At 72.5% G+C, this 22,565-nt stretch carries 25 protein-coding genes; 12 read left to right on the top strand and 13 right to left on the bottom strand.

Annotated elements, in window-relative coordinates:
• Both ACFWBT_RS08455 and ACFWBT_RS08450 read right to left on the bottom strand, forming a co-directional pair.
• Window positions 1–885 (bottom strand): SDR family NAD(P)-dependent oxidoreductase, encoded by an 885-nt coding sequence (locus ACFWBT_RS08455; RefSeq protein ID WP_385697372.1) that lies wholly within the window; start codon window positions 883–885, stop codon window positions 1–3.
• Window positions 885–1,682 carry an acetoacetate decarboxylase family protein gene (locus tag ACFWBT_RS08450; RefSeq protein WP_385697370.1) on the bottom strand — a complete coding sequence of 266 codons (798 nt, stop codon included), beginning with the start codon at window positions 1,680–1,682 and terminating at the stop codon, window positions 885–887. Before ACFWBT_RS08450 ends, ACFWBT_RS08455 begins: the two co-directional genes overlap by 1 nt.
• Before the next feature lie 123 nt (window positions 1,683–1,805).
• Here ACFWBT_RS08450 and ACFWBT_RS08445 point away from each other — a divergent pair, with 123 nt between their 5' ends.
• The 6 genes from ACFWBT_RS08445 to ACFWBT_RS08420 all read left to right on the top strand — a co-directional run bounded on the left by ACFWBT_RS08445 (window position 1,806) and on the right by ACFWBT_RS08420 (window position 7,538).
• A complete protein-coding gene (locus ACFWBT_RS08445) occupies window positions 1,806–2,423 on the top strand; it encodes a TetR/AcrR family transcriptional regulator (RefSeq protein WP_385697368.1) in 618 nt (205 codons plus the stop codon).
• A 227-nt stretch (window positions 2,424–2,650) separates the two neighbouring features.
• Window positions 2,651–3,652, top strand: a complete 1,002-nt coding sequence (locus ACFWBT_RS08440) for a DEDDh family exonuclease (protein WP_385697366.1) — start codon at window positions 2,651–2,653, stop codon at window positions 3,650–3,652.
• A 78-nt stretch (window positions 3,653–3,730) separates the two neighbouring features.
• The gene (locus tag ACFWBT_RS08435) at window positions 3,731–3,964 is read left to right on the top strand and encodes a hypothetical protein (RefSeq protein ID WP_365877592.1); all 234 of its coding nucleotides are present in this window, start codon (window positions 3,731–3,733) and stop codon (window positions 3,962–3,964) included.
• Window positions 3,965–4,058: 94 nt separating this feature from the next.
• On the top strand, window positions 4,059–4,850 hold the full coding sequence (locus ACFWBT_RS08430; protein WP_385697364.1) for an SURF1 family protein: 792 nt from the start codon (window positions 4,059–4,061) through the stop codon (window positions 4,848–4,850).
• A 102-nt stretch (window positions 4,851–4,952) separates the two neighbouring features.
• On the top strand, window positions 4,953–6,767 hold the full coding sequence (locus tag ACFWBT_RS08425; RefSeq protein ID WP_385697362.1) for a glycoside hydrolase family 15 protein: 1,815 nt from the start codon (window positions 4,953–4,955) through the stop codon (window positions 6,765–6,767).
• Window positions 6,768–6,782: 15 nt separating this feature from the next.
• Window positions 6,783–7,538 carry an SDR family oxidoreductase gene (locus tag ACFWBT_RS08420; protein WP_385697360.1) on the top strand — a complete coding sequence of 252 codons (756 nt, stop codon included), beginning with the start codon at window positions 6,783–6,785 and terminating at the stop codon, window positions 7,536–7,538.
• A gap of 85 nt (window positions 7,539–7,623) precedes the next feature.
• Here the strand turns inward: ACFWBT_RS08420 and amaP are convergent, their stop codons facing one another.
• The 5 genes from amaP to ACFWBT_RS08395 form a co-directional block, all read right to left on the bottom strand.
• A complete protein-coding gene (amaP, locus tag ACFWBT_RS08415) occupies window positions 7,624–8,211 on the bottom strand; it encodes an alkaline shock response membrane anchor protein AmaP (protein WP_385697358.1) in 588 nt (195 codons plus the stop codon).
• Window positions 8,208–8,885, bottom strand: a complete 678-nt coding sequence (locus ACFWBT_RS08410) for a DUF6286 domain-containing protein (protein WP_385697356.1) — start codon at window positions 8,883–8,885, stop codon at window positions 8,208–8,210. The genes amaP and ACFWBT_RS08410 overlap by 4 nt, the downstream gene beginning before the upstream one ends.
• Window positions 8,882–9,304 (bottom strand): hypothetical protein, encoded by a 423-nt coding sequence (locus ACFWBT_RS08405; protein WP_385697354.1) that lies wholly within the window; start codon window positions 9,302–9,304, stop codon window positions 8,882–8,884. The genes ACFWBT_RS08410 and ACFWBT_RS08405 overlap by 4 nt, the downstream gene beginning before the upstream one ends.
• A 3-nt stretch (window positions 9,305–9,307) precedes the next feature.
• Window positions 9,308–9,493 (bottom strand): hypothetical protein, encoded by a 186-nt coding sequence (locus ACFWBT_RS08400; RefSeq protein ID WP_266757222.1) that lies wholly within the window; start codon window positions 9,491–9,493, stop codon window positions 9,308–9,310.
• 75 nt (window positions 9,494–9,568) lie between these two features.
• A complete protein-coding gene (locus ACFWBT_RS08395) occupies window positions 9,569–10,051 on the bottom strand; it encodes an Asp23/Gls24 family envelope stress response protein (RefSeq protein ID WP_385697352.1) in 483 nt (160 codons plus the stop codon).
• An 87-nt stretch (window positions 10,052–10,138) separates the two neighbouring features.
• Between ACFWBT_RS08395 and ACFWBT_RS08390 the strand changes: the two genes are divergently transcribed.
• Window positions 10,139–10,957, top strand: a complete 819-nt coding sequence (locus ACFWBT_RS08390) for a nucleopolyhedrovirus P10 family protein (RefSeq protein ID WP_385697351.1) — start codon at window positions 10,139–10,141, stop codon at window positions 10,955–10,957.
• A gap of 93 nt (window positions 10,958–11,050) precedes the next feature.
• On the opposite strand, the gene ACFWBT_RS08385 is transcribed toward ACFWBT_RS08390, so the two are convergent.
• The 3 genes from ACFWBT_RS08385 to ACFWBT_RS08375 all read right to left on the bottom strand — a co-directional run bounded on the left by ACFWBT_RS08385 (window position 11,051) and on the right by ACFWBT_RS08375 (window position 14,193).
• Window positions 11,051–11,854 (bottom strand): enoyl-CoA hydratase/isomerase family protein, encoded by an 804-nt coding sequence (locus ACFWBT_RS08385; protein ID WP_385697349.1) that lies wholly within the window; start codon window positions 11,852–11,854, stop codon window positions 11,051–11,053.
• A 145-nt stretch (window positions 11,855–11,999) separates the two neighbouring features.
• The gene (locus ACFWBT_RS08380; RefSeq protein ID WP_006123601.1) at window positions 12,000–12,221 is read right to left on the bottom strand and encodes a helix-turn-helix domain-containing protein; all 222 of its coding nucleotides are present in this window, start codon (window positions 12,219–12,221) and stop codon (window positions 12,000–12,002) included.
• Window positions 12,222–12,594: 373 nt separating this feature from the next.
• Window positions 12,595–14,193 carry an ABC-F family ATP-binding cassette domain-containing protein gene (locus ACFWBT_RS08375; protein ID WP_385697347.1) on the bottom strand — a complete coding sequence of 533 codons (1,599 nt, stop codon included), beginning with the start codon at window positions 14,191–14,193 and terminating at the stop codon, window positions 12,595–12,597.
• A gap of 497 nt (window positions 14,194–14,690) precedes the next feature.
• Between ACFWBT_RS08375 and ACFWBT_RS08370 the strand changes: the two genes are divergently transcribed.
• Together ACFWBT_RS08370 and ACFWBT_RS08365 are read left to right on the top strand one after the other, a co-directional pair.
• Window positions 14,691–15,581, top strand: coding sequence for a neutral zinc metallopeptidase (locus ACFWBT_RS08370; protein ID WP_385697345.1), 891 nt, complete (start codon window positions 14,691–14,693; stop codon window positions 15,579–15,581).
• A 142-nt stretch (window positions 15,582–15,723) separates the two neighbouring features.
• The gene (locus ACFWBT_RS08365; protein ID WP_385697343.1) at window positions 15,724–16,137 is read left to right on the top strand and encodes a VOC family protein; all 414 of its coding nucleotides are present in this window, start codon (window positions 15,724–15,726) and stop codon (window positions 16,135–16,137) included.
• Between the two features lie 86 nt (window positions 16,138–16,223).
• Here ACFWBT_RS08365 and ACFWBT_RS08360 read toward each other — a convergent pair whose 3' ends face one another.
• The 3 genes from ACFWBT_RS08360 to ACFWBT_RS08350 form a co-directional block, all read right to left on the bottom strand.
• Complete coding sequence (locus ACFWBT_RS08360; protein WP_385697341.1) at window positions 16,224–17,627, bottom strand: hypothetical protein; 1,404 nt, start codon at window positions 17,625–17,627, stop codon at window positions 16,224–16,226.
• 242 nt (window positions 17,628–17,869) lie between these two features.
• A complete protein-coding gene (locus ACFWBT_RS08355; protein WP_385697339.1) occupies window positions 17,870–18,997 on the bottom strand; it encodes an alpha/beta hydrolase family protein in 1,128 nt (375 codons plus the stop codon).
• A gap of 165 nt (window positions 18,998–19,162) precedes the next feature.
• Entirely contained in the window at window positions 19,163–19,903 is a 741-nt protein-coding gene (locus ACFWBT_RS08350) for a class II aldolase/adducin family protein (RefSeq protein ID WP_385697337.1), read from the bottom strand.
• Window positions 19,904–20,100: 197 nt separating this feature from the next.
• Here ACFWBT_RS08350 and ACFWBT_RS08345 point away from each other — a divergent pair, with 197 nt between their 5' ends.
• From ACFWBT_RS08345 to ACFWBT_RS08335, 3 genes are all read left to right on the top strand, one after another.
• Entirely contained in the window at window positions 20,101–20,943 is an 843-nt protein-coding gene (locus ACFWBT_RS08345) for a lysozyme (protein WP_385697336.1), read from the top strand.
• Window positions 20,944–21,023: 80 nt separating this feature from the next.
• Window positions 21,024–22,265: an anion permease gene (locus ACFWBT_RS08340; RefSeq protein WP_385697334.1), complete on the top strand. Its 1,242-nt coding sequence runs from the start codon at window positions 21,024–21,026 to the stop codon at window positions 22,263–22,265.
• Window positions 22,266–22,285: 20 nt separating this feature from the next.
• Window positions 22,286–22,504: a hypothetical protein gene (locus tag ACFWBT_RS08335; RefSeq protein WP_266757244.1), complete on the top strand. Its 219-nt coding sequence runs from the start codon at window positions 22,286–22,288 to the stop codon at window positions 22,502–22,504.
• The last annotated feature ends 61 nt before the right edge of the window (window positions 22,505–22,565 follow it).

Genomic DNA, 22,565 nt, shown 5'->3' with positions numbered 1-22,565 from the left:
TCAGTCGAGGATGAAACTTTCCAGGTACGACGGATTCGCCCGGTCGAGCATCGACTGCGACCGCGCACGGATCTGCCGGTCGCTGTGCTCGCTCTCGGGCAGCAGCCAGAAGCGGTCCTCGCGGATCCCCTCGGCGACGAGGTCGGCGACCTGTTCGACGGGGGTGAACCGCACGTCGTGGCCCGCCTGTTCCATCGCGGCCTCCCACTGGGCGAGGCTGCGGTACGGGGTCTTCCGGGGCCGTGCCTTCGCGTAGCGCGAGGGCCGGTTGCGGTGCGACTCCCACAGGCCCGTGCGCAGCATGTGGGGTCCGGGGAAGAGCACGGAGGCGCCCACGCGGGCGTGCTCCGCCTTCAGATGCGCGTACAGCGACTCGGTCATCGTCACCACCGCCGCCTTGGTGACGGCGTACACGGAGGCGGTGGGCAGCGGGGCGATCCCGCCGTCGCCGGACGAGGTGTTGACGACGTGGCCCGGTTCGCCCCCGGCGATCATCCGGGGCACGAACGCCTGGACGCCGTGGAAGACGCCCCACACGTTGACGGCGAAGGCCCACTTCCAGTCGTTCGGGTCGTGCTCCCACATACGGCCCTCGGCGCCGGAGCCGACCCCGGCGTTGTTGCACAGGACGTGCACCGCGCCGTAGGTGCCGTACACGTCCTCGGCGAGCGCGACGACCTCGGAGCGCTCCCCGACGTCCACCACGCGCGCGTGGACGTCGGCGCCGTCCTCGCGCAGTTCCCCGGCGGCCTTCTCCAGGGCGCCCTCCTCGACGTCGGCGAGGACCACCTTCAGACCGTCCGCCGCGAACCGGCGTGCCATCGCGAGCCCGATACCGCTCGCCGCGCCGGTGACGACGGCGACCTGTCCCGCGCGGAGCTCCATCAGACGCTCCCCTCCGGCGGCCCGTCCTGGATCTGCCGCGGGTCGTCGTAGCGCTGGTGGATGTACGGCAACAGGGCCCGGCCACTGACGCGTTCGGCGACCCGGCCCTTCTGGTCGGTGGTCTTCTCGCCGAGGGTGATCTCCAGCAGCCGGCGTACGGGCAGATCGGCGACCGGGTCGTACATCGACTCGCGCAGGACGACGTCCCCGGTGACGCGCTCCAGCTTGCGGACCTTCTCGTCGCGCACGCAGTGCACGAGGACCGGGTCGGCGTCGAAGCCCGAACCGTCCACCGCGGGAAGGAACTTGAAGTAGAAGTCGGTCTTCCGCGCGGGCTCGGGCAGCGGCAGGGACCCGCTCACCGCGCCGCGCACCTCGACGAAGGCGATGCCGTGCCGGGCGAGCGCGGCGCGCACCACGAGACCGTCGCGCTCGACCGTCACCTCGCCGAGCTTCTTGGGCTCCCCGAAGACCTCGCGGCCGCCGATCAGGGCGCGCTCGTGGGTCATCGGCATGACCAGCGGATACCAGCCCTCGACGTCGTCGTGCGCGGCGGCGACGGCGAACGAGCCCGCGCCCAGCGGGTATCCGGGCAGATCGACCTTGCTGATGTTGACCCGTACCAGGGGCCGGGCGGTGGGTTTCAGCGGGGGCGGCAGGACCGCCGCGACCGCGTCCGGGTCGCTCTCCCAGACGGCCACCACACCGGTGGACCAGATGTCGGGGAGCTTGGAGCTCGCGGTACGCGCGGCGGCGATCTCCGCCTCGGTCCGCGCGCCGTACCTCACTCGTGCCATGCCGTACCGCCCTTCACCGGAGACACAACAGGTTTCTGATGGTCCGTCACTGGAGCCTGTAACAGAGTTACAGCAGGTTCGGCGAAGGGTAAATACGCCTGCGGACACGGACTTGGGAGCACCATGGGAAGACCGGCACTCACGCGCGACGAGGTCCTGGAGACCGCCGCCGGACTGGTGAAGCGGCACGGCCCGGACGCCCTGACGATGCGAGGGCTCGCCGCCGAGCTGGGCACCGCGGTCACCTCGATCTACTGGCATGTCGGCAACCGGGAGTCGCTGCTCGACGCCCTCGTCGAGCGCACGGTCGCCGACCTCGGCGAGATCCGCCCCACCGGGCGCACACCCGCCCTGCGCGTCGTCTCGGTCGCCCGCGCCCTGCGCCGGCAGCTGCGCGACCATCCGCATCTCGTCGCGATGGTCCACGAACGCGGGCTGACCGAGCGCATGTTCCTGCCCGCGCAGCAGGCGCTGGTGCGCGAGGTGCACGCGGCGGGACTGCGCGGCGCGCGGGCCGCCGAGGTCGTCCGCGCGGTGCAGTTCCAGGTCGTCGGCTTCGTTCTCGTCGAACGCAACCGGGAGCGATCGCCCCTGCAGCGGCCCGCCGAGGAGGACCTGTGGGACGCGCGGACCGCGGACGACGATCCGGGCCTCGCGCGGGCGCTGGCCCGGCCGGTCGACCCGGAGAGGCTGTTCACGACCTCGGTGCGGGCTCTGGTGGACGCCCTGCTCGCATCCTGACCCGGGCCTCCGGCTCTCGGGGCACCAGCGGCGCCGCGACGGAAGCGGGCGCACCGGCGGAACGGGGAGCGGGGGCCGGTGTCCGCGCGCCCCCGGCGTCAACTCGGCGACCGGTGGAGCGGTTGGGCGCGTCCACGCGAGGGTGCCCCGGTGGCGGCGCCGACGGGCTCCCGGAACCGGGAAGGCGGCAGCGGGAGTGTCAGTCGTGGCCCGTATCCTCATTGACCATGCTCGAAGACCTCACGACCGCAGCGTCCCCAGCCTCCTGGCCGGCCGCGTATCCGCAGGGATACGCGGTCGTTGACGTGGAGACCACAGGACTGGCCCGCGACGACCGGATAATCTCCGCCGCCGTCTACCGGCTGGACGCGCGCGGCGAGGTCGAGGACCACTGGTACACGATGGTCAATCCGGAGCGGGACCCGGGCCCGGTGTGGATCCACGGACTGACGAGCGAGATGCTCGAAGGGGCTCCGCTCTTCCAGGACGTCGCCGAGGAGTTCGCCGCGCGGCTCGACGGCCGCGTGCTGGTCGCGCACAACGCGGTCTTCGACTGGTCGATGATCGCCCGGGAGTACGCGCGCGCGGAGCGCGAGGCGCCGGTGCGCCAGCGCCTGTGCACCATCGCGCTCTCCAAGGAACTGGGCCTGCCCCTGCCCAACCACAAGCTGGAGTCGCTGGCCGCGCACTTCGGTGTCGTGCAGCAGCGGGCGCACCACGCGCTGGACGACGCACGCGTGCTGGCCGAGGCGTTCCGGCCGAGCCTGCGGGCCGCCGCGCGCGACGGGGTGCGCCTGCCGCTCCTCGAGTGCCGGCCGCTCAAGGAGTGGTCCGACAGCGCCGCGGCGCCACGGATCGGACGGCAGTCGACCGGGAGCTACGCGTCCGGCGGTTACCCGTCGGGGAGTTGGCGCCCCTCCCGCAAGCGCCCCGCATGCCCCCATCCCAATCCAGGCCGGTACGACTCGGACAAGCCGCTCAAACAGGGCATGCGGGTCGCCTTCTCCGGCGACACGTCCGTCGATCGCGAACTGCTGGAGGACCGGGCCATCGAGGCCGGACTGCATGTCGCGACGAGCGTGTCCCGGCTCACCAGCCTCCTGGTGACGAACGACCCGGACTCCAGCACATCGAAAGTGGTCAAGGCCAAGCAGTTCGGGACACCGGTGATCGACGAGGCCGCGTTCGGGCAACTGCTGCGGGACGTCGAACCCGCGTCGGAAGGGTGACGGACGTACGGGTGATTGACGGGCGACTCGCCCGGCACCCGCTCGCCCGCACCGCCCCGGCACCCCACCCTGTGGCGCATGGCGAGATGCGAAGTATGCGGCAATGACTACGGAATGACCTTCGAGGTGCACGCGCAGGGCGCGGTGCACGTCTTCGACTGCTTCTCCTGCGCGATCCACCGGATGGCCCCGATCTGCGAGCACTGTCGCGTCCAGGTCATCGGCCAGGGTGTCGAGGTCGAGGGCCACTGGTACTGCGGCGCGCACTGCGCCCGCGCGGAGGGGAGGGCGGGGATCGTCGACAAGGTCTGAGTCCCGGCCGCCGGGCCCGGGACAGGGCATCGTTCCGGCCCTCGGCGGGACCCTCCCGTCGAGGGCCGAAATCGTGCCGAGTAACGTCAATGGGGTGTACCGCTTCCTCCTGTCCCGGCAGTGGGTGATCCTCACCCTCGTGGCCCTCGCGCTCATCCCGACGATGATCGAGCTGGGCTTCTGGCAACTGCACCGGCATGAGCACAAGGTCGCCCTGAACAAGGTGATCTCCGCCTCGCTCGCCGCGAAGCCGGTACCCGCGGAGACGCTCACCGCGCCGGGAAAGCGCGTCCGGCACGACGACCTGTACCGCCGGGTGACCGCGAAGGGGCACTTCGACACCGCGCACGAAGAGGTCGTCCGCCGCCGCACCAACGCCGACGGCGAGGTCGGCTACCACGTCCTGACCCCGTTCGCCCTGGCCGACGGCCGCGTGCTCATGGTCAACCGCGGCTGGGTGCCGGCCGACGGGGCGCAGACCGCCTTCCCTCAGATCCCGGCCCCCGCCCAGGGCGAGATCACCGTCACCGGCCGGCTGATGGCCGACCAGACGACCGCCGACAGCGGCATCAAGAACGTCCAGGGCCTGCCCGACCGTCAGGTCATGCTGATCAGCAGCGAGCAGCAGGCGCGGCGGCTGGGCAAGCAGGTCCTCGGCGGCTACATCGAGCAGACCGCGCCGCAGTCCAAGGGCGACTCCCCCGAACTGATCCCCGACCCCGAGCACGGCGACATCGGCCCCCACATGGCGTACGCGATCCAGTGGTGGCTGTTCTCCGCGGGCATCCCCGTCGGCTGGGTGATCCTGGTCCGTCGCGAGCGCCGCGACCGGGCGGAGGCCGCGGCCGCGCGGACCGCGCCGGAGGCGGAACCCGCGCCCGTGTGACCCGGGGCACGGGCCCCAGGGGCGCGGGGCACCGGCTCCGTCGCCGCTCGCGCCACCCTGGCGGCCCGATTGGCCGTCGCCCAGGTCGGGAACTCGTCCACCGTGCACCGACACATCGAGGACTACGCGCTCATCGGGGACGAACAGACCGCCGCACTGGTGGGCCGCGACGGCTCCGTCGACTGGCTGTGTCTGCCCCGCTTCGACTCGGCGGCCTGTTTCGCGGCCCTGCTGGGCGACGAGGACAACGGTCAATGGCGGATCGCGCCCGAGGGGGCCGACTCGTGCACACGGCGCTCGTACCGCCCGGACACGCTGGTGCTCGACACCGAGTGGGACACCCCCGAGGGGTCCGTCCGGGTGACCGACCTGATGCCGCAGCGCGAGCACGCCCCCGATGTCGTACGCGTCGTCGAAGGCCTCAGCGGCCGGGTACGGATGCGCAGTCTGCTCCGGCTGCGGTTCGACTACGGCTCGGTCGTGCCGTGGATGCGCCGCTCGGACGGCCACCGGGTCGCCGTCGCGGGGCCGGACTCGGTGTGGCTGCGCAGCGAGCCGCCCGTGCACACCTGGGGCCAGGACTTCCGCACGCACTCGGAGTTCACCGTGGCGGCGGGCGAGAAGGTCGCCTTCGTCCTGACCTGGCACCCCTCGCACCGGCCCCGGCCGCCCCTGTGCGATCCCTTCGAGGCGCTGGAGACCAGCGTCCAGGACTGGCGGGCGTGGGCGGCGCGCTGCCGCTACGACGGGCCGCACCGGGATGCCGTCGTGCGCTCCCTGATCACCCTCAAGGCCCTCACCTACGCGCCGACCGGCGGCATCGTGGCCGCCCCCACCACCTCGCTGCCCGAGGAGCTCGGCGGGGTCCGCAACTGGGACTACCGCTACTGCTGGCTGCGCGACTCCACCCTCACCCTCGGCGCCCTCCTGTCGGCCGGCTACCACGAGGAGGCCGAGGCCTGGCGCGACTGGCTGCTGCGCGCGGTCGCGGGCGACCCGGCCGCCCTGCAGATCATGTACGGCCTCTCGGGAGAACGCCGGCTCCCGGAGTACGAGGTCCCGTGGCTGTCCGGCTACGCCGACTCCTCGCCCGTCCGGGTCGGAAACAGCGCCGTCGAGCAGTTGCAGCTCGACGTGTACGGCGAGGTCATCGACTCGCTGTCGCTCGCCCGGCGTTCGGGCCTGCCGTCCAGGCCGCACATGTGGCGGGTGCAGTGCGCCATGATGGAATTCCTGCGGGTCGCGTGGCGGCAGCCGGACGAGGGGATCTGGGAGGTGCGCGGCCCACGCCGGCACTTCGTGTACTCCAAGGTGATGGCCTGGGTGGCGGCCGACCGCGCCGTGCGCACCCTGGAGGACGACCCGTCGCTCGACGGCGATCTGGAGGGCTGGCGGGCGATGCGCGACGAGGTGCACCGGGAGGTGTGCGAGCGCGGCTTCGACCCCGACCGGAACACCTTTACGCAGTCCTACGGTTCGCCCGGTCTCGACGCCGCCCTGCTGCTCATCCCGCGCGTCGGTTTCCTGCCCCCCGACGACCCCCGGGTGGTCGGCACGATCGACGCGGTCCGCGCGGAACTCGCCCCCGACGGCTTCCTGGTGCGCCGCTACAGCGCCGCGACGACCGGCGTCGACGGGCTCCCGGGCGGTGAGGGCACGTTCGTCGTCTGCTCGTTCTGGCTCGTGGACGCGCTGCACCTGACGGGCCGTACGCGGGAGGCGCGCGAGCTGTTCGAACGGCTGGTCGGCCTCACCAACGACGTGGGGCTGCTGTCCGAGGAGTACGACCCCGTCGCGGGCCGCCAGCTCGGCAACTTCCCGCAGGCCTTCAGCCACATCGGCCTCGTGGTGTCCGCCCTCAGCCTGTTCGGCGTCGACGAGGCGGGGGAAACGGAAGGGGCCACACCACCGGGATAGGGAAGGATGGGAGCCATGGATCTTGGACTGAAGGATCGTGTGTACGTCGTCACGGGAGCCACCCGCGGCCTGGGCAACGCCGCCGCGCGTGAACTCGTCGCCGACGGCGCCAAAGTGATCGTCACCGGACGCGACGAGAAGAGCGCGGCCGACGCCGCCGAAGCGCTCGGCGCGAACGCGGTCGGGATCGCGGCCGACAACGCCGCCCCCGAGACCCCGGCCCGGCTGATCGCGGCCGCCCGTGACCACTTCGGCGGCTTCGACGGCATCCTGATCAGCGTCGGCGGACCGCCGCCCGGGTTCGTCGCGGACAACACCGACGAGCAGTGGACGACGGCGTTCGAGTCGGTCTTCCTGGGCGCGGTACGGCTGGCCCGCGCGGCCGCCGCGGAGCTCGGCGAGGGCGGTGTCGTCGGCTTCGTGCTCTCCGGCTCGGTGTACGAGCCGATCCCCGGGCTCACCATCTCCAACGGTCTGCGCCCCGGGCTCGCGGGCTTCGCCAAGTCCCTCGCGGACGAACTGGGCCCGCGCGGCATCCGCGTCGTCGGCCTGCTGCCGTCCCGTATCGACACGGACCGCGTCCGCGAGCTGGACGGCCTGTCGGCCGACCCCGAGGCCACCCGGGCGGTCAACGAGTCCCGCATCCCGCTGCGCCGCTACGGCACCCCGGAGGAGTTCGGCCGCACGGCCGCGTTCCTGCTCTCCCCCGCGGCGTCGTACCTCACGGGCATCATGGTGCCGGTGGACGGCGGAATGCGGAGCGGCTTCTAGACCCACCCGCCGGGCCGGGCCACCCGGGTGAGGTGTGACCCAGGACACGGGTACGGGGCGGGTGTTGTCCCGGGCGTGGGGTCGCTCAGGTCACGCGTTCCGCGTGGTGCTTGACGCCGCGCAGTCGTACCTCCGCGGGGAGCGCGGCGAGGCCGGCCGAGTCCCGGGCGTGGACGAGCGCCTCCGAGCTCAGCAGCTGCAGCGCGTGCCCGGGGTCCACATGTGGTTCCAGCAGGAGCCGTACGCGTGCCTCGGGCAGACTGCGGCGGCCGGTCAGACGCACGTGCGCCTGGTCGACGCCGCCCAACCGGGCCACTTCCGCGGCCAGTACGCTCTCCAGGGCCCGCCCGCGCAGCAGCGCGCCCTCACCGTCGCCGGTGTCGACGAGCACGTCGGCGAGCCGTCGGCGCCGTACGTTCGCGACCAGCCACCACAGGGCGAGCAGCAGGAGCACCGCGAGCGCGGCGATGACGGCGGGCCACCACCAGCCCTCGTCCCGCCACCGGGTCCGTTCGGCGTTGCTGAGCAGCACGTCGTGCCGCCCGTCGTGGATCCACCACGAGGGCGGCCGGGCGCCGAGTCCGATGGCGAGCACGGAGCCGCCGAGGGCGAGCAGCACGAGCCCGACGAAGCCGATCAGTACGCGGTTGACGATCCGGAGCACGGACCTCACCCCTTCCGTCCGGGACGCGCGACACGCACCGACAGGGAGGGCGAGCGGGCCAGCCCCAGCCCCTTGACGCCGTCGGCGAGCGTGGTGTCGAGGTCGGCGCGCACGTCGTCGAGTTCACGGAAGTGCGACACCGCCCGGACGTCGACCTTGCGGCGCTTCACGCGCACGCGGACCGACTGCACACCGGCGACCTCCATGGCCCGGTCGCGGAGCGCCATCGCGGCGGCCGTCCGGTACAGCCCGGCCCGGACATCGGCGTGGGTGCGCCGCATCGGCAGCACGTCCCGCAGTCCGGGTGTGGCCGCGAGGACGACCAGCCAGAGTCCCACCGCGGCGGCGATCCCGGCACCGACAAGGACCGCGGTGTCGTCGAGCGGCCGTTCGGCGAGCTGCTGGGCCAGCCAGGTGCGCCAGCGCAGGGCGGACCTGCCGGCGCGCACGGCGGCGACGTCGTACAGGAACGCGCCCGCGGCGACGAGGAGCAGGATCGCCAGGGCGCCCGCCGGGACACGGCGAACGGACCAGAACCGCCCCTGGCGGCCGTCCTCCTCGTCCACGGTGTTCAGCGGCTCGTAGGCGGCCGCGGAGGCGGACTGCCCGAGCGCGCCCGCGTCGTCGGCCTTCTCCAGTACGGGCAGCTTCCGGGTGCTGTCGGAGCCCTGGGGCTCGCTCATCGCGTCCTCCCCTGTGCGGTGCCGGGCCCGTGCGCCAGGTGCAGCCGCTCCACCTGGACGGCCACCTCCGGTACTTCCATTCCCGCCAACGCCCTTACCCGCTCGGCGACATGACGACGCACCGCACTGCAGTCGGCACCGATGTCGGAGGGGTAGCCGAGTTCCAGGCTGACCCGGACCTGGGCACTGTGCGTCGGCGCGTCCCCCGGCCCGCCGGAGCCGGCCGTCTGCCGCCGCACGACGACCGTCGCGTGCGGCGGCACGGCGTCGGACGGCGGAGCGGGCAGCGCCTCGCGCGCCGCCTGCGACGCGATCTTCGCGACGACGCGGTCGGCGATCCGGGTGGCACCCCGCTCGGGGGCCGCGACCGTCGTCAGGCCCGGCCGGGTCTCACCGAGCCGGTCGACATGACCTGGCACGCGTCACCGCCGCCGGTCGTCGCGGGCGCGGAAGAAGTCGCCGATGTCCAGGTCTCCCTCCAGGAGCCGTCCGACGACGAACCCGACGGCCCCCAGGGCAGCCACCAGGAGGAAGGCGCCGAAACCGCCGAAGTAACCGGCGAAGCCCAGCGCCATTCCGGCGATCATGCCGATCACGGCCAAGCTCATGGTGCGCTCCTCAGCAGTCGGTGGCCGCGTGATCACTCATGGTGCGGCGGCCGGGGCGTTCCGGTGACCCGGGGGTCACTGGAGCCGCGACTCCGGCTCCTCGTCTTCTTCCTCGGGAAGCTTCACATCACTCACCGCGATGTTGACTTCCACAACTTCGAGGCCTGTCATGCGCTCGACCGCCGCGACGACGTTCTCGCGTACGTCGCGGGCCACGTCGGCGATCGACACGCCGTAGTCGACGACGATCTCCAGGTCGAGCGCCGTCTGCACTTCGCCGACCTCGGCCTTCACACCCCGTGTCACGGATTTGGACCCGCCCGGCACCCGGTCGCGTACCGCTCCGAAGGTCCGGCTCAGCCCGCTGCCCATCGTGTGGACACCGACCACGTCACGGGCGGCGAGCCCGGCGATCTTCTCCACGACTCCGTCGGCGATCGTGGTCCGTCCCCGCGTGGCGGGATCTCCACCGCCGCGCCTGGTCGGCTTACGGGTCTGCGGGCTCTCCTTCTCGAGGTCGGGGCTGTCCGTCCGGTTCCGCTCGGTCATGTCGGTCATCGCCGTACGTCCCTTTCGGTCGTCCTCCTCTGCTCACAGTAGGTCGGGTCGCGCCGTCGCGCGCCGTGGATGGGGCACGCTGGAGCAATGACGGCGGACCGATGGACGCAAGTGGTACGGCAACAGCTCGGCCTAGGCAGAATCCTGCCTCTGGGCCTCCCGCACGACGGCGCGTGGATCACGGAGGACGCGGCCGAGTCGGCGCTGCGGCGCGAGACGGCGGCTGTGCACGGTGTAATCCTCGGCGCGCTCCGGATCGCGCCGGCCGACCCGGAGCGGACCGGCACGCCCGCCGTACCGCCCCCGCCCAGTGCGCTGCCGCCCGGCCCGCTGCGCGTCACCGCGGAGTTCCGGGCCTCGGCGGATCCGACGTCCCCGGGCGTCGAGCCCCTCCCGGCCGTCGCCGCCCGGCTGCGCCTGACGCTGGCCACCGCCGCGACGCAGCGGCTGGGTCTCGACGTGGCCGAGGTCGATCTGCAGGTGACGGATCTGCTGGAGGAGGGCGACGCTTCCGCCGCCCGCCCGGCGGAAGCGGCACGGGAGGTGTCCGCCGGGCGCCCGGCGGACGACGTACGGGAGGCGTCCGCCGACGCGCCGACGGACGACGTACGGAGGGCTCCGGTGCCGAAGGACCCCGAGGAGGCGCGGATCGCGGCAACCGTCCTGGCCGTCCCGGGTGTCACCCGTCTGACGGGCGCCCTGGGCCGACCGGTCCACATCGGGACCGCGCCCGCCCCGGAACCGGCCCTGCCGCGCCGCCACATCCGCGTCGAACTGGCGGTGTCCCCGGACCAGCGGGCGGTGGACGTGGCACGGGCGGTCAGAACGGCGATCACGCGGGCCGCCGGAGACACACCGTCCGTGGCGGTACTGGTGACCGCCGTGAGCCGGGATGTCCACGTCTAGAAAGGAGTGCCCAGTCCCCGCACCCGTCCCAGGGTGTCCAGTCACCCGCCCCCGTCCCGGGGCGTCTCGTCACCGCACCCGTCCCGGGGGTGTCTACTCCCCCACGCCGGCGAGGTCGCGGAGCCTGCGTGCCTGGGACGCGCGCTCGGCGGAGCGCTGCTCCTCGTAGGACCGCTCCTGCGCGCCGCGCAGCAGGGCCTTCGTCTCGATCACGGCGTCCCGCGGCGCGGCCAGCAGCGCGGCGGTCAGGTCGCGGACCGCGTCGTCGAGCTGCCCGGCGGGCACCGCGAGGTTCGCGAGCCCGGTGCGCTCGGCCTCCTCGGCCAGGACGAAGCGGCCCGTGGCGCAGATCTCGAGCGCGCGGGCGTAGCCCACGAGGCTCACCAGCGGGTGCGTCCCCGTGAGGTCGGGTACGAGACCGAGGCTGGTCTCGCGCATGGCGAACTGCACGTCGTCCGCGACGACGCGCAGGTCACAGGCGAGCGCGAGCTGGAACCCCGCACCGATGGCATGCCCCTGCACGGCGGCGATGGACACGATGTCGCTGCGCCGCCACCAGGTGAATGCCTCCTGGTACTCGGCGATGGCCGCGTCGAGCTCGGCGTCGGAGCCGCGCGCGAGGTCGATGAACGACGGTTCCCCGTCGAAGCCCTCGGGCGCGAACGCCTGCCGGTCGAGCCCCGCGGAGAAGGACTGGCCCTCGGCACTCAGGACGACCACCCGGACGGAGCCCGGCAGTGACCGGCCGGCCTGCGTCAACGCCCGCCACAGCGCGGGACTCTGGGCATTGCGCTTGGCCGGATTGGTCAGCGTCACCGTGGCGATCGCCTCGTCGACGGTGAGCCGTACGCCGTCCTTGTCGAGTACCGGTTCGAGTTCCTTGTCGAGCGAAGCCATGGGGTGCCTCCGATGGGTGCGGTCGGATCAGACGCGCACCTCGCGAAGACACGAGGAACGCACCTAAGTGACTGCACAGTAACCACCCGGTCGGTCACCCGACCGACCGGGTGGTCACCACCGAAGCCGATGGGGACGCCCGGCCTCAGGCCGAGGCGGCCTTCTTGCCCCGCGTCGCTCCGCCACGCCCTCGGAGCGTGACTCCCGACTCACTGAGCATCCGGTGCACAAAGCCATACGAGCGGCCGGTCTCTTCGGCCAGCGCTCGGATGCTCGCACCGGAGTCGTACTTCTTCTTCAGGTCTGCCGCGAGCTTGTCGCGCGCGGCGCCGGTTACCCGGCTGCCCTTCTTCAGAGTCTCGGCCACCCGGTCCTCCTCATGGGAAGTGCGCTCTGGACTCTCATGATCACCCCTTCCGGGCGTCATGGCCACCCATTCGGCAAGGTCCGTAAGACAAGGTTTTGACGACAGGAGCCCGTCCCCACGAGTGGAATCTGCGGTTCCGGGTGGCGCCGTCCGTACAGCCGAGCGGGTTCTTCGGCGAAGTGCCTGGTCAGCGACGCAAGACGGCCGAGCCCTTGGGAACAGAGGACTCGGCCGTGAAATCGATGTAGGACACACCTCGGTACGAGGAGATCTCACACAGATGATGGATCACGGATCGGCCGAATGATCCATACACAGTGGATCAGTCATTCGATCACGCGGCGTCGGCCCCCTCCCGGAGGCCGCGCACGGGTCAGGCGAGGGCCACCAGGTCGGCGTAGTCGGAGCCCCACAGGTCCTCGACACCGTCCGGCAGCAGGATGATCCGCTCCGGCTGGAGCGCCTCGACGGCACCCTCGTCGTGGGTGACGAGGACGACGGCGCCCTTGTAGGTGCGCAGCGCGCCGAGGATCTCCTCGCGGCTGGCCGGGTCGAGGTTGTTCGTCGGCTCGTCGAGCAGCAGGACGTTCGCGGAGGAGACGACGAGGGTCGCGAGCGCGAGCCGGGTCTTCTCACCGCCGGAGAGCACGCCCGCCGGCTTGTCCACGTCGTCGCCGGAGAACAGGAACGAGCCGAGCGTCTTGCGGACCTCGACCAGGTCCAGGTCGGGGGCGGCGGAGCGCATGTTCTCCAGGACCGTGCGCTCGGGGTCGAGGGTCTCGTGCTCCTGCGCGTAGTAGCCGAGCTTGAGGCCGTGGCCCTCGATGACCTCGCCGGTGTCGGGCTTCTCGGCGCCGCCGAGCAGACGCAGGAGGGTCGTCTTGCCGGCGCCGTTCAGGCCGAGGATGACGACGCGGGAGCCCTTGTCGATGGCCAGGTCGACGTCGGTGAAGATCTCCAGGGAGCCGTACGACTTCGACAGGCCCTCCGCCATGAGCGGGGTCTTGCCGCAGGGCGCGGGCTCGGGGAAACGCAGCTTGGCAACCTTGTCCGAGACACGGACCGCCTCGAGGCCGGCGAGCAGTTTGTCGGCGCGCTTGGCCATGTTCTGCGCCGCCACCGTCTTGGTCGCCTTGGCCCGCATCTTGTCCGCCTGCGAGTTCAGCGCGGCGGCCTTCTTCTCGGCGTTCTGCCGCTCACGCTTGCGGCGCTTCTCGTCGGCCTCGCGCTGCTGCTGGTAGAGCTTCCAGCCCATGTTGTAGACGTCGATCTGGGCACGGTTGGCGTCCAGGTAGAAGACCTTGTTGACGACCGTCTCGACGAGGTCGACGTCGTGGGAGATCACGATGAAGCCGCCGCGGTACGTCTTCAGGTAGTCGCGCAGCCACACGATGGAGTCGGCGTCGAGGTGGTTCGTCGGCTCGTCGAGCAGCAGGGTGTCGGCGTCCGAGAAGAGGATGCGGGCCAGCTCGATACGGCGGCGCTGACCACCGGAGAGCGTGTGCAGGGGCTGGCCGAGCACCCGGTCGGGCAGGTTGAGCGCGGCGGCGATGGTGGCGGCCTCGGCCTCGGCGGAGTAGCCGCCCTTGGTGAGGAACTCCGTCTCCTGGCGCTCGTACTGCCGCATGGCCTTCTCGCGGGTGGCGCCCGAGCCGTTGGCGATGCGCTGTTCGTTCTCGCGCATCTTGCGGATCAGGACGTCCAGGCCGCGGGCCGAGAGGACGCGGTCGCGGGCGAGGACGTCGAGGTCGCCGGTGCGCGGGTCCTGCGGCAGGTAGCCGACCTCGCCGGAGCGGGCGACGGTGCCCGCGGCGGGCTGGCCTTCGCCCGCGAGGACCTTGGTGAGGGTCGTCTTGCCGGCGCCGTTGCGGCCGACCAGACCGATGCGGTCGCCCTTCGTGATGCGGAAGGTGGCGGACTCGATGAGGATGCGGGCGCCGGCGCGCAGCTCGATACCGGAGGCGGAAATCACGGACAGACTCCAGGGCAGGGTCGTTGGCGGGGTGGACGGCTGAGGACGTTCCCGCCGTCTAATGCGCGAGGAGAATGGCCATGGGCCAAGTCTAACGGGGCCGTGCAACCACTTTTCCGGTGCGCGGAGGTCCGGCACTGTGACGCTCGCCCCGTCCGTGCGCCGCCGACGGGGCGCGGTCCGGGGCGGTCCTGCCCGGTCCTCCGCGGGGATGATCTCGCCGGTCCGGCTGCCGGACACGGCCCCGGGCAGCGCGAACGGCGACGTGGCACCGCGGCCCACGGACCGGGCGCGGAGGGCGGGGCCGCCGGCCGGGGGGACGCCGACCGGGGGGACGCCGGGGCGCGGTGGCGGGGACCCGATGGCCGGGGCGCGATGGCCGGGACGCGGTGGCCGGACAGCGTCGTCGCCCGTTCGGACCGCGGGCCGGGGCCGCGGATCACGGAGCGTACGAGGATGGCGGCACGGAGCGACGTACGGCAGAGAGTGGTGCGCCCATGCAGTTCGACGACGACGCCGACCTGGACACCTCCGAGGTGCAGGATGTGCGCGGCAGTCGAATCCCCGGCGGCAGGGCGACCATCGGCGGCGGCCTCGCGGGGCTGATCGCCCTGGTCATCGGGCTGCTCTTCGGGGTCGGTCCCGACCAGCTCGGTCTCTCCTCCGGCGGCGACCAGCCCGCGGCGACCGCCTCCTCCCTCGCGCAGGTGCAGCAGACCTGCAAGAAGGGGCGGGACGCGAACGCCCAGGAGGACTGCCGCGTCGTGGCGGTGGTCAACAGCGTCCAGGCCTTCTGGACCCGGGAGTTCTCACGCAGGGCCGGCACCTACACCCGCTCCCCCACGGTGTTCTTCAGCGGCCGGGTCGGCACCGCGTGCGGCACCGCGTCCTCCGCCGTCGGACCCTTCTACTGTCCCGGCGACCGCAAGGTGTATCTGGACCTGGGCTTCTTCGACGAACTGCGCACCGAGTTCGGTGCCTCCGGCGGACCGTTCGCGCAGGCGTACGTGGTGGCACACGAGTACGGGCATCACGTGCAGGACCTGATGGGCACGCTGGCCCGGTCGCAGGACGGGGTGGCCGGCGCGAACAGCGACGCGGTGCGGGTGGAGCTCCAGGCCGACTGCTACGCCGGGGTGTGGGCGCGCCACGCGACCACCACGGCGGCCTCGTCGACGGGCAAGCCGCTGCTGACCTCGTTGACGGACGCCGACATCCGTGACGGCCTCGACGCGGCGGCGGCCGTCGGCGACGACCGGATCCAGGCGAGGTACCAGGGCCGGGTGACCCCGGAGACCTGGACGCACGGGTCGGCCCAGCAGCGGCAGCAGTGGTTCTACCAGGGCTTCAGCAGCGGCGACATGGCGCAGTGCAACACGTTCCGGTGAGCGGGGGCCGTGCTGAGTGCCGCGGCTCCCGGCCCGGTCCGGCGACGGGGCCGGATTCCGGTGCCCGGGGCGTTGTCAGTGGCCGGTGCCAGACTGGGCAGCGGATCGGAAATCCGGCAGTGGACGAGACGGAGTGATCGGCATGGCTGGCATGAACAGCGGGCGCCCGAGCATCTATCCCTCGCTCTTGTACTCGGACGCGAAGGCGGCGATCAGGCAGCTCACGGAGGCCTTCGGCTTCACCGAGCTGTCCGTCTACGAGGGTGAGGACGGCTCGGTGATGCACGCCGAGCTGGTGCAGGGCAACGGCGCGGTGATGCTCGGCTCCAAAGGCCGCGGCGGCCGCTTCGACGAGGCGATGAAGAGCGCGGGCCCGAGCGGGGTGTACATCGTCGTGGACGACGTCGACGCACACCACCGGCGGGCCGTGGACCACGGCGCGGAGATCCTGATGGCCCCGACCGACCAGGACTACGGCTCGCGGGACTACATGGCCCGCGACATCGAGGGCAACATCTGGAGCTTCGGCACCTACGCCCCGGAGATAGGCGCGTAGGACGCCCGCCGGGCGGCGGCGCGGGTCCCTGCCGGTCGGCGGCCCCGCGGCGGCTCCCGGCCGGCTTCCCCCGGCCCGTTCCCCGGTCAGCTCCCCCCGGTGTGCACCTGGAACGCGGCCCGGCGTACGGCCTTGGCGAGGGCCGGGTCCGGGTGGGCGGCGGCGAGCGCGACCAGCACCTGCACCGTGCGCGGGTGCCCGACCGCGCGCACCTCGTCGAGGAGCGCGGGCACGGTGGGCTGCACCGCGGACTCCAGATGGCGGACGAGGAGCGGGGCCTCACCGTGGTCGGCGACGGCGGCCGCCGTGTCGACCCACAGCCAGGTGGACTCGGCACGGGTGAGGACCTCGTGGGCGTCCTCGGGGTCGTGTCCGTCGTGCTCGGCGAGCCACAGCAGGGCGTAGGGGCGCAGCGGGGTCTCCTCGACCACGGCGCGCACATCGGGCTCGGCGGGAGCGCCGACCACGCGCAGCGCCTCGAAGGCGAGGCCGCGGGTGAGGGCGTCCTCGCCGCGGGCGGCGGCGATGAGTTCGGTGACGGCGCTGACGACCGTGCGGGCGGCGAGCCAGGCGCGGTACTCGGCGCGGGCGGCGTTGGGACGGAGCTGGGCGCAGCCGCGGAGCATGTCCTCGGCGGATTGCTCGATGTTCCCGGCGGGGCTCTGCGCGGCGACGCAGATCTGCTCCAGCTTGACCCAGACCGCCCAGCTGCCGAGCGGGGTGAGGGTGGCCTGTCCTTCGCCGTAGGTCAGTGCGCCGACCGAGGCGAGGGCGTGCAGGGCCCAGTCGAGGAGGGGGGCGAGCGGGGCGTCCGGGATCTCGGCGGGCTCCGGGGCGGGCTCGGGGTCCGGGCCGTAGGAGATCTCGCAGCGTTCGGTGCGCAGTTCGGTGACGCGCTGCCCGAGGAGGTCGAGGAGCTGATCCACGGGGACGGGCCCGGCGGAGAGCTGGAGGAAGGAGAGCACCTGGGGCATCGCGGAGACGACCTCGGCGACGGCCGCGGGCTCGCGGTCCATGGGTTCGGGGTACGCGAGGGACCAGGCGTCGAAGAGGGCGACCCAGCCGCGCAGGACGGCGCTGTCGTCACGGCTCCAGGCGCGCAGCCGCCAGCCGGGGCGGGCGCTGTCGCCGTGCACCTCGATGAGACCGGCCAGCCGGGCGGTGTCCCAGTCGGCGCGGGCCTGAACGGGGGTCAGCCCGAGGTCGGCGGCGGCCCGTTCCGCGGTGGCGTCGGAGAGGGCGCCTTTGCCGCCGGGGTCCGCGCCGTCGCGCCCCGGGCGCAGGGCGGCGTCGGCCCAGCGCGCGACCCGGGCCGCGTCGGACAGGCCGGTGCGCGCCATGCGCGCGAGCTCCGCGGGAGGCGGTGTGCCCTCCGGCGGTCGCGGTGCGGGGCGGCGCGTGCGGCGCTGGGTCACCGCTCGGGGAGCGGCAGCGAGGGGCCGCGGGCTGACGAGTCGGAGCCTGGAGTCGCGCGGGTTACGGGACGTCACAGGTGCAGTCTTCCGGTTGACAGTCCGAAAACCCAAACGGAATGCCGTCGCGGGCTGCGGAAGGGGCACGAGAGGGTGCTTTCCGGGGCGCTCGACACGCGGGCAAAAGGGGCACGTGGAGTTGTTCGGGACCGAACCGGAAGCGCGCCTTGGCGTCCGCCGGGGCGCCTCGCGCCGAGCCCCGGCCCGCCCGCCACCACGCCCGCGCCGGGGGCGTGCGGCGGCTTCGCTCCGGGGGTGGCCTACATCAGGGGGGTGAGGAAACGGCGGAGGGCTTCTTCGTAGCTCGCCGGGTCGGCGTTCCACATGGCGCCGTGCGGGGCGTTCGGGACGGTGTGCAGGGTGACCAGGTCGGGGCGGCTCGCGGCCAGGTGCCGGGAGGGTCCCCAGGGAGCGATGGTGTCGTCCGGGCCGTGCACCAGCAGGGTCGGCACCTTGAGCCCGCCGGGATGCGCGGCGCTCGCGATGCGGTCTCCGCGTACGCCGGTGCGGCCCTGGGCGGCGCGCACCGCGAGCGGCAGCAGGGCGCGCGGCGTGTGGCGGGCCCCGGCGAGGGCGCGCAGCGTGGTCTCCCAGTCCAGGACCGGCGAGTCCAGGACGAGCCCGGAGATCCGCTCGCGCAGCGCGGAGTGGGCGGCGGCGCGCAGCGCCATGGTGGCGCCGGTGGACCAGCCGTACAGGACGACCCGCTCCGCGCCGAACCGCACGGCGTACCGGATGGCGGCGTCGAGGTCGCGCCACTCGGTCTCGCCGAGGTGGTTCAGCCCGTCCGGGGGCCGGGGTGCGCCGAGGTCGCCCCGGTAGGCGAGGTCGAGGACGGGGAAGTGCCGGCTGTTCAGGAACCTCATGACGTTCATGGGGTGTTCCCGGGTGGCGCCCAGGCCGTGCACGGTGATGACCCAGGTGTCGCGGACCGCGGGCAGGAACCAGGCGGGCAGGGAACCGAGTTCGCCGGGCACGTCGATGTCGGCGTGTTCGAGTCCGAGGGCGGACCCGGGGTCGCCGACGTACAGGTTCGGGGTGAGCCACACCTTGTCGCCGGGTTCCAGGGAGCCGTGCGTGACGCCTTCCAGCCGGCGTACGACGGTGTCGGCCGTGTGGGGGACGGAGTTCATGAGGGGGCCGACGACCGCGTGGGAGCCGTCGCCCGCGAGGCCGTAGGTTCCCGGGCGCCGGGAGGCCAGGGCCCGGGTCAGGGTGATTCCGCCCGCCGTCGTGGCGTGCACGGTGAGGCGGGGTTCGCTGGGGAGCGGCTTGCCGGGCCTGGTCTTCAGCGCGGCGTCGCTGGCGAACCGGCCTGCCGCCACGGAGGCCGCGCCCGCGGCTATGGCTACGGTGACGGCCGCTGCCGTGGCTCTTAGGGTGCGCACTCGACCAGTTTCCCGGTGGATCCCGCCATCGGCCAGTGGGAAGGGCGCAACGGGTGACGGGCGTGGTGTGCCGGGCCCCGCGGGCGCGGCGTGAATCCGGCGGCCGGAGCACGACAGCCGGAGCACGACAGCCGACGACAGCCGGGCCACACCCCCTTCCGGGGCCTATCCCTTCTGGCCGTACCCGCGCAGGCTCTCCGCCGCCTCCTGGAGCCGGTCCGGTGAGAGCAGGGCGGGCGTCAGGCCCGGGACCGAGGAGGCCAGGAGCCAGACGCGGCACATCCATTCGAGCTGGGCCGTGCGGTCGTACGCCTGGTCCAGTGAGGCCCCGTGGGCGACGGTGCCGTGGTTCTGGAGGAGGCAGGCGCTGCGGTCGGTCAGCGCGCGCAGCATGTTCTCGGCCAACTCCGGCGTGCCGTACGTCGCGTAGGGGGCGACGCGGACCGGGCCGCCGAGGGCGCCGGTCATGTAGTGGATCGGCGGGAGGCCGGGGACGAGGGTCGAGACGGCCGTCGCGTGGGGGGCGTGGGTGTGGACGACGGCCCGGGCGTCGGTCTCGCGGTAGACGGCGAGGTGCATCGGCAGTTCGCTGGTCGGACGGAGCGAACCGAGCACCTGCCGTCCGTCGAGCCCGACGCCGACGATGTCGTCGTGCGTCAGCCGGTCGTAGGGCACGCCCGTGGGTGTCACCAGGACGGTGTCGCCGACGCGGACGGAGACGTTGCCCGACGTTCCGACGACCAGCCCGTCGGTCACGGTCCGGCGGGCCGTCGCGACGAGCTCGTCCCAGGCCCGCCGGACCGCGTCCCGTGTGTCCCTCGCGGCCGACGCGTCCCGCTCGTCGTGCTCGTCCGTCATCCCTGGATCCCCCCGCCCGTCCCGTGCGTCCCGGTGCTGCTCAGCCATGCCGCGATCCTGCCAGGCATGCCGTGTGGCGCACCTCGGGCGGGCGCACTGTAGTGCGGAAGCGAGGCCTCCGAAAGGGCACATATGCGCCCACTTCACCCCCTGGCGACGAAGGGCCGGGAATCGACGGACGGCGCCCGATCTTCCCGTAGCCTCTGGGGGATTTGTCGCACACGTAGCCATTTCCGGGGGGATACATGGCCCGTGACCACAAACCGTTCCGTCGTCGCGCCCGCGTCGCCGCGATCACCGTCGCGGCGGCGGTCGCCCTGGGCGGCAGCCCACTCGCCGCGCTCCCGGCGGAGGCCGCGGGCAACACCCAGGGGCACGACGTCTCCTCTCACCAGAAGAACGTGGACTGGCGGAGCGCGAGGGCGAAGGGCGCGCGGTTCGTCTACGTGAAGGCGACCGAGGCCACCGCCTACCGCAACCCCTACTTCGACCGGCAGTACGACGGCGCACGCAAGGAGGGCATCCTCCACGGCGCCTATCACTTCGCGGTGCCGGACAGGTCGTCCGGCACCGCCCAGGCCGCCCATTTCGTACACAACGGCGGAGCCTGGCGCGCGGACGGCCGGACACTGCCACCCGCGCTCGACATCGAGTACAACCCGTACGGCAAGCGCACGTGCTACGGCCTGAGCAAGACCGCGATGGTGAACTGGATCAAGGCTTTCAGCGACGAGGTCCGCCGGGAAACCGGTCGCCGCCCTGTGATTTACACCACAACGCATTGGTGGAACGCCTGCACCGGCTCCAGCAGGGCTTTTGCCGCGAATCACGCCCTGTGGCTGGCCCGTTACGGCTCGGCGGACCCCGGCGAACTGCCCGCCGGCTGGTCCGTGTGGACCTTCTGGCAGTACGACAACGGCGGCAGCCTGCCGGGTGACCAGAATCTCTTCCATGGATCCCGGGCTCAGCTCGAGCGGCTCGCCCGGGGTAGGACCCGGACCGGAGCCCGGAATTCCGCATCCGTTCGACCCGCGGCATCGCCCCTTCGGCACAAGCGGAGGAACGATTCGCCGTTCGGGTCACCGTGAAGCCCGCCCCAGTTCATCTTCCGTTCATCCAGGTTGCTTACGGTCCCCCTGCCACTGACGTCCAACAGAAGCCTGGGTAAATGGAACACATCACGCTCCTCCTCGGAATCGTGATCGTCACCGCTCTCGTGTTCGATTTCACGAACGGTTTCCACGACACCGCCAACGCGATGGCCACCACCATCTCGACCGGCGCACTCAAGCCCAAGGTCGCGGTGGCCATGTCCGCCGCTCTGAACCTTGTCGGCGCCTTCCTCTCGGTGGAGGTCGCCAACACGATCTCCAAAGGCCTCGTCGATGAATCCGGCATCCAGCCAGAAGTGATCTTCGCCGCCCTCGTCGGCGCGATCCTCTGGAACCTGGTGACGTGGCTGGTCGGACTCCCCTCCAGCTCCTCGCACGCCCTCATGGGCGGCCTGGTCGGCGCCACCATCGCCTCCGCCGGTACCGGCGCGGTGCACGGGGACGTCCTGGTCGGCAAGGTTCTCCTCCCCGCCGTCGCGGCCCCGATCGTCGCCGGTCTGGCCGCGATGTTCGCCACCCGGCTGTCGTACAAGCTCAGTGGCAACGCCGACACCAAGGCCACCAAGAAGGGGTACCGCGCCGGCCAGATAGCCTCCGCGGGCCTGGTCTCGCTGGCCCACGGCACCAACGACGCGCAGAAGACGATGGGCATCATCACCCTGGCCCTGGTCGCCGGTGGCGCCGTCGCTCCCGACTCCGACCCGCCGGTCTGGGTCATCCTCTGCGCCGGTCTCGCCATCGCGCTCGGCACCTACCTGGGCGGCTGGCGCATCATCCGCACGATGGGCAAGGGCCTGACCGACCTTCAGCCGCAGCAGGGCTTCGCCGCCCAGACCAGCGCGGCCACGGTCATCCTGGCCTCCTCGCACATCGGCTTCTCCCTCTCCACCACGCACTCGGTCTCCGGTTCCGTGATGGGCGCGGGTCTCGGCCGCAAGGGCGGTGTGGTCCGCTGGTCCACCGCCACCCGGATGATCGTCGCCTGGGTCCTCACCCTGCCCGCCGCCGCCCTGGTCGGCGCGCTCGCCGAGTGGGTCACCGGTTTCGGCGCCTGGGGCACCACGCTCGTCGCGGTCTTCCTGGTCGGGTCCAGCTTCGCGATCTGGCGCCGCTCGCGCCGCGAGGTGATCGACCACACCAACGTGAACGACGACGACGAGCCCGCCGGTGTGGTGACCACGGCCATCGCCGCCGTCACCCCGCCCCCGGCCGGCACCGTGGCCGAGGACCTCACGGCCACCATCCCGGCTCCCGCCGAGCCCACGGCGGCCCCGTCGGCGCCGTCCCCCGTGGCCTGAGAACCGAAGGAAGAAACAGCATGCACATCGACTGGTCAGCCCTCGGGTCCGTCTTCGGGGTCAGCCTCGGAGTGACCGTGGCCCTCGTCGCCCTCTTCACCCTGGGCGTCGCCGGCCTCTCCAAGAAGGAGTCGGCCCAGGGCGGTTCCGCGGTCGCGGCCGCCACGGGCGCGTACGTCTGCTTCGCGGCCTGCGCCGCGGCGGTGGTGTACGGCATCTCCCTGATCATGACCAAGTAACCCGGAACGAGCGGCCCGGAACAGGGCCGCGGCGGGCTGCACTTCGCGTGGGGTGCGGGAC

It is taken from the genome of Streptomyces sp. NPDC060027 (assembly GCF_042737005.1).
Taxonomy (GTDB): Bacteria; Actinomycetota; Actinomycetes; order Streptomycetales; family Streptomycetaceae; genus Streptomyces.
This window is presented reverse-complemented; position numbering and strand designations above follow the sequence as displayed.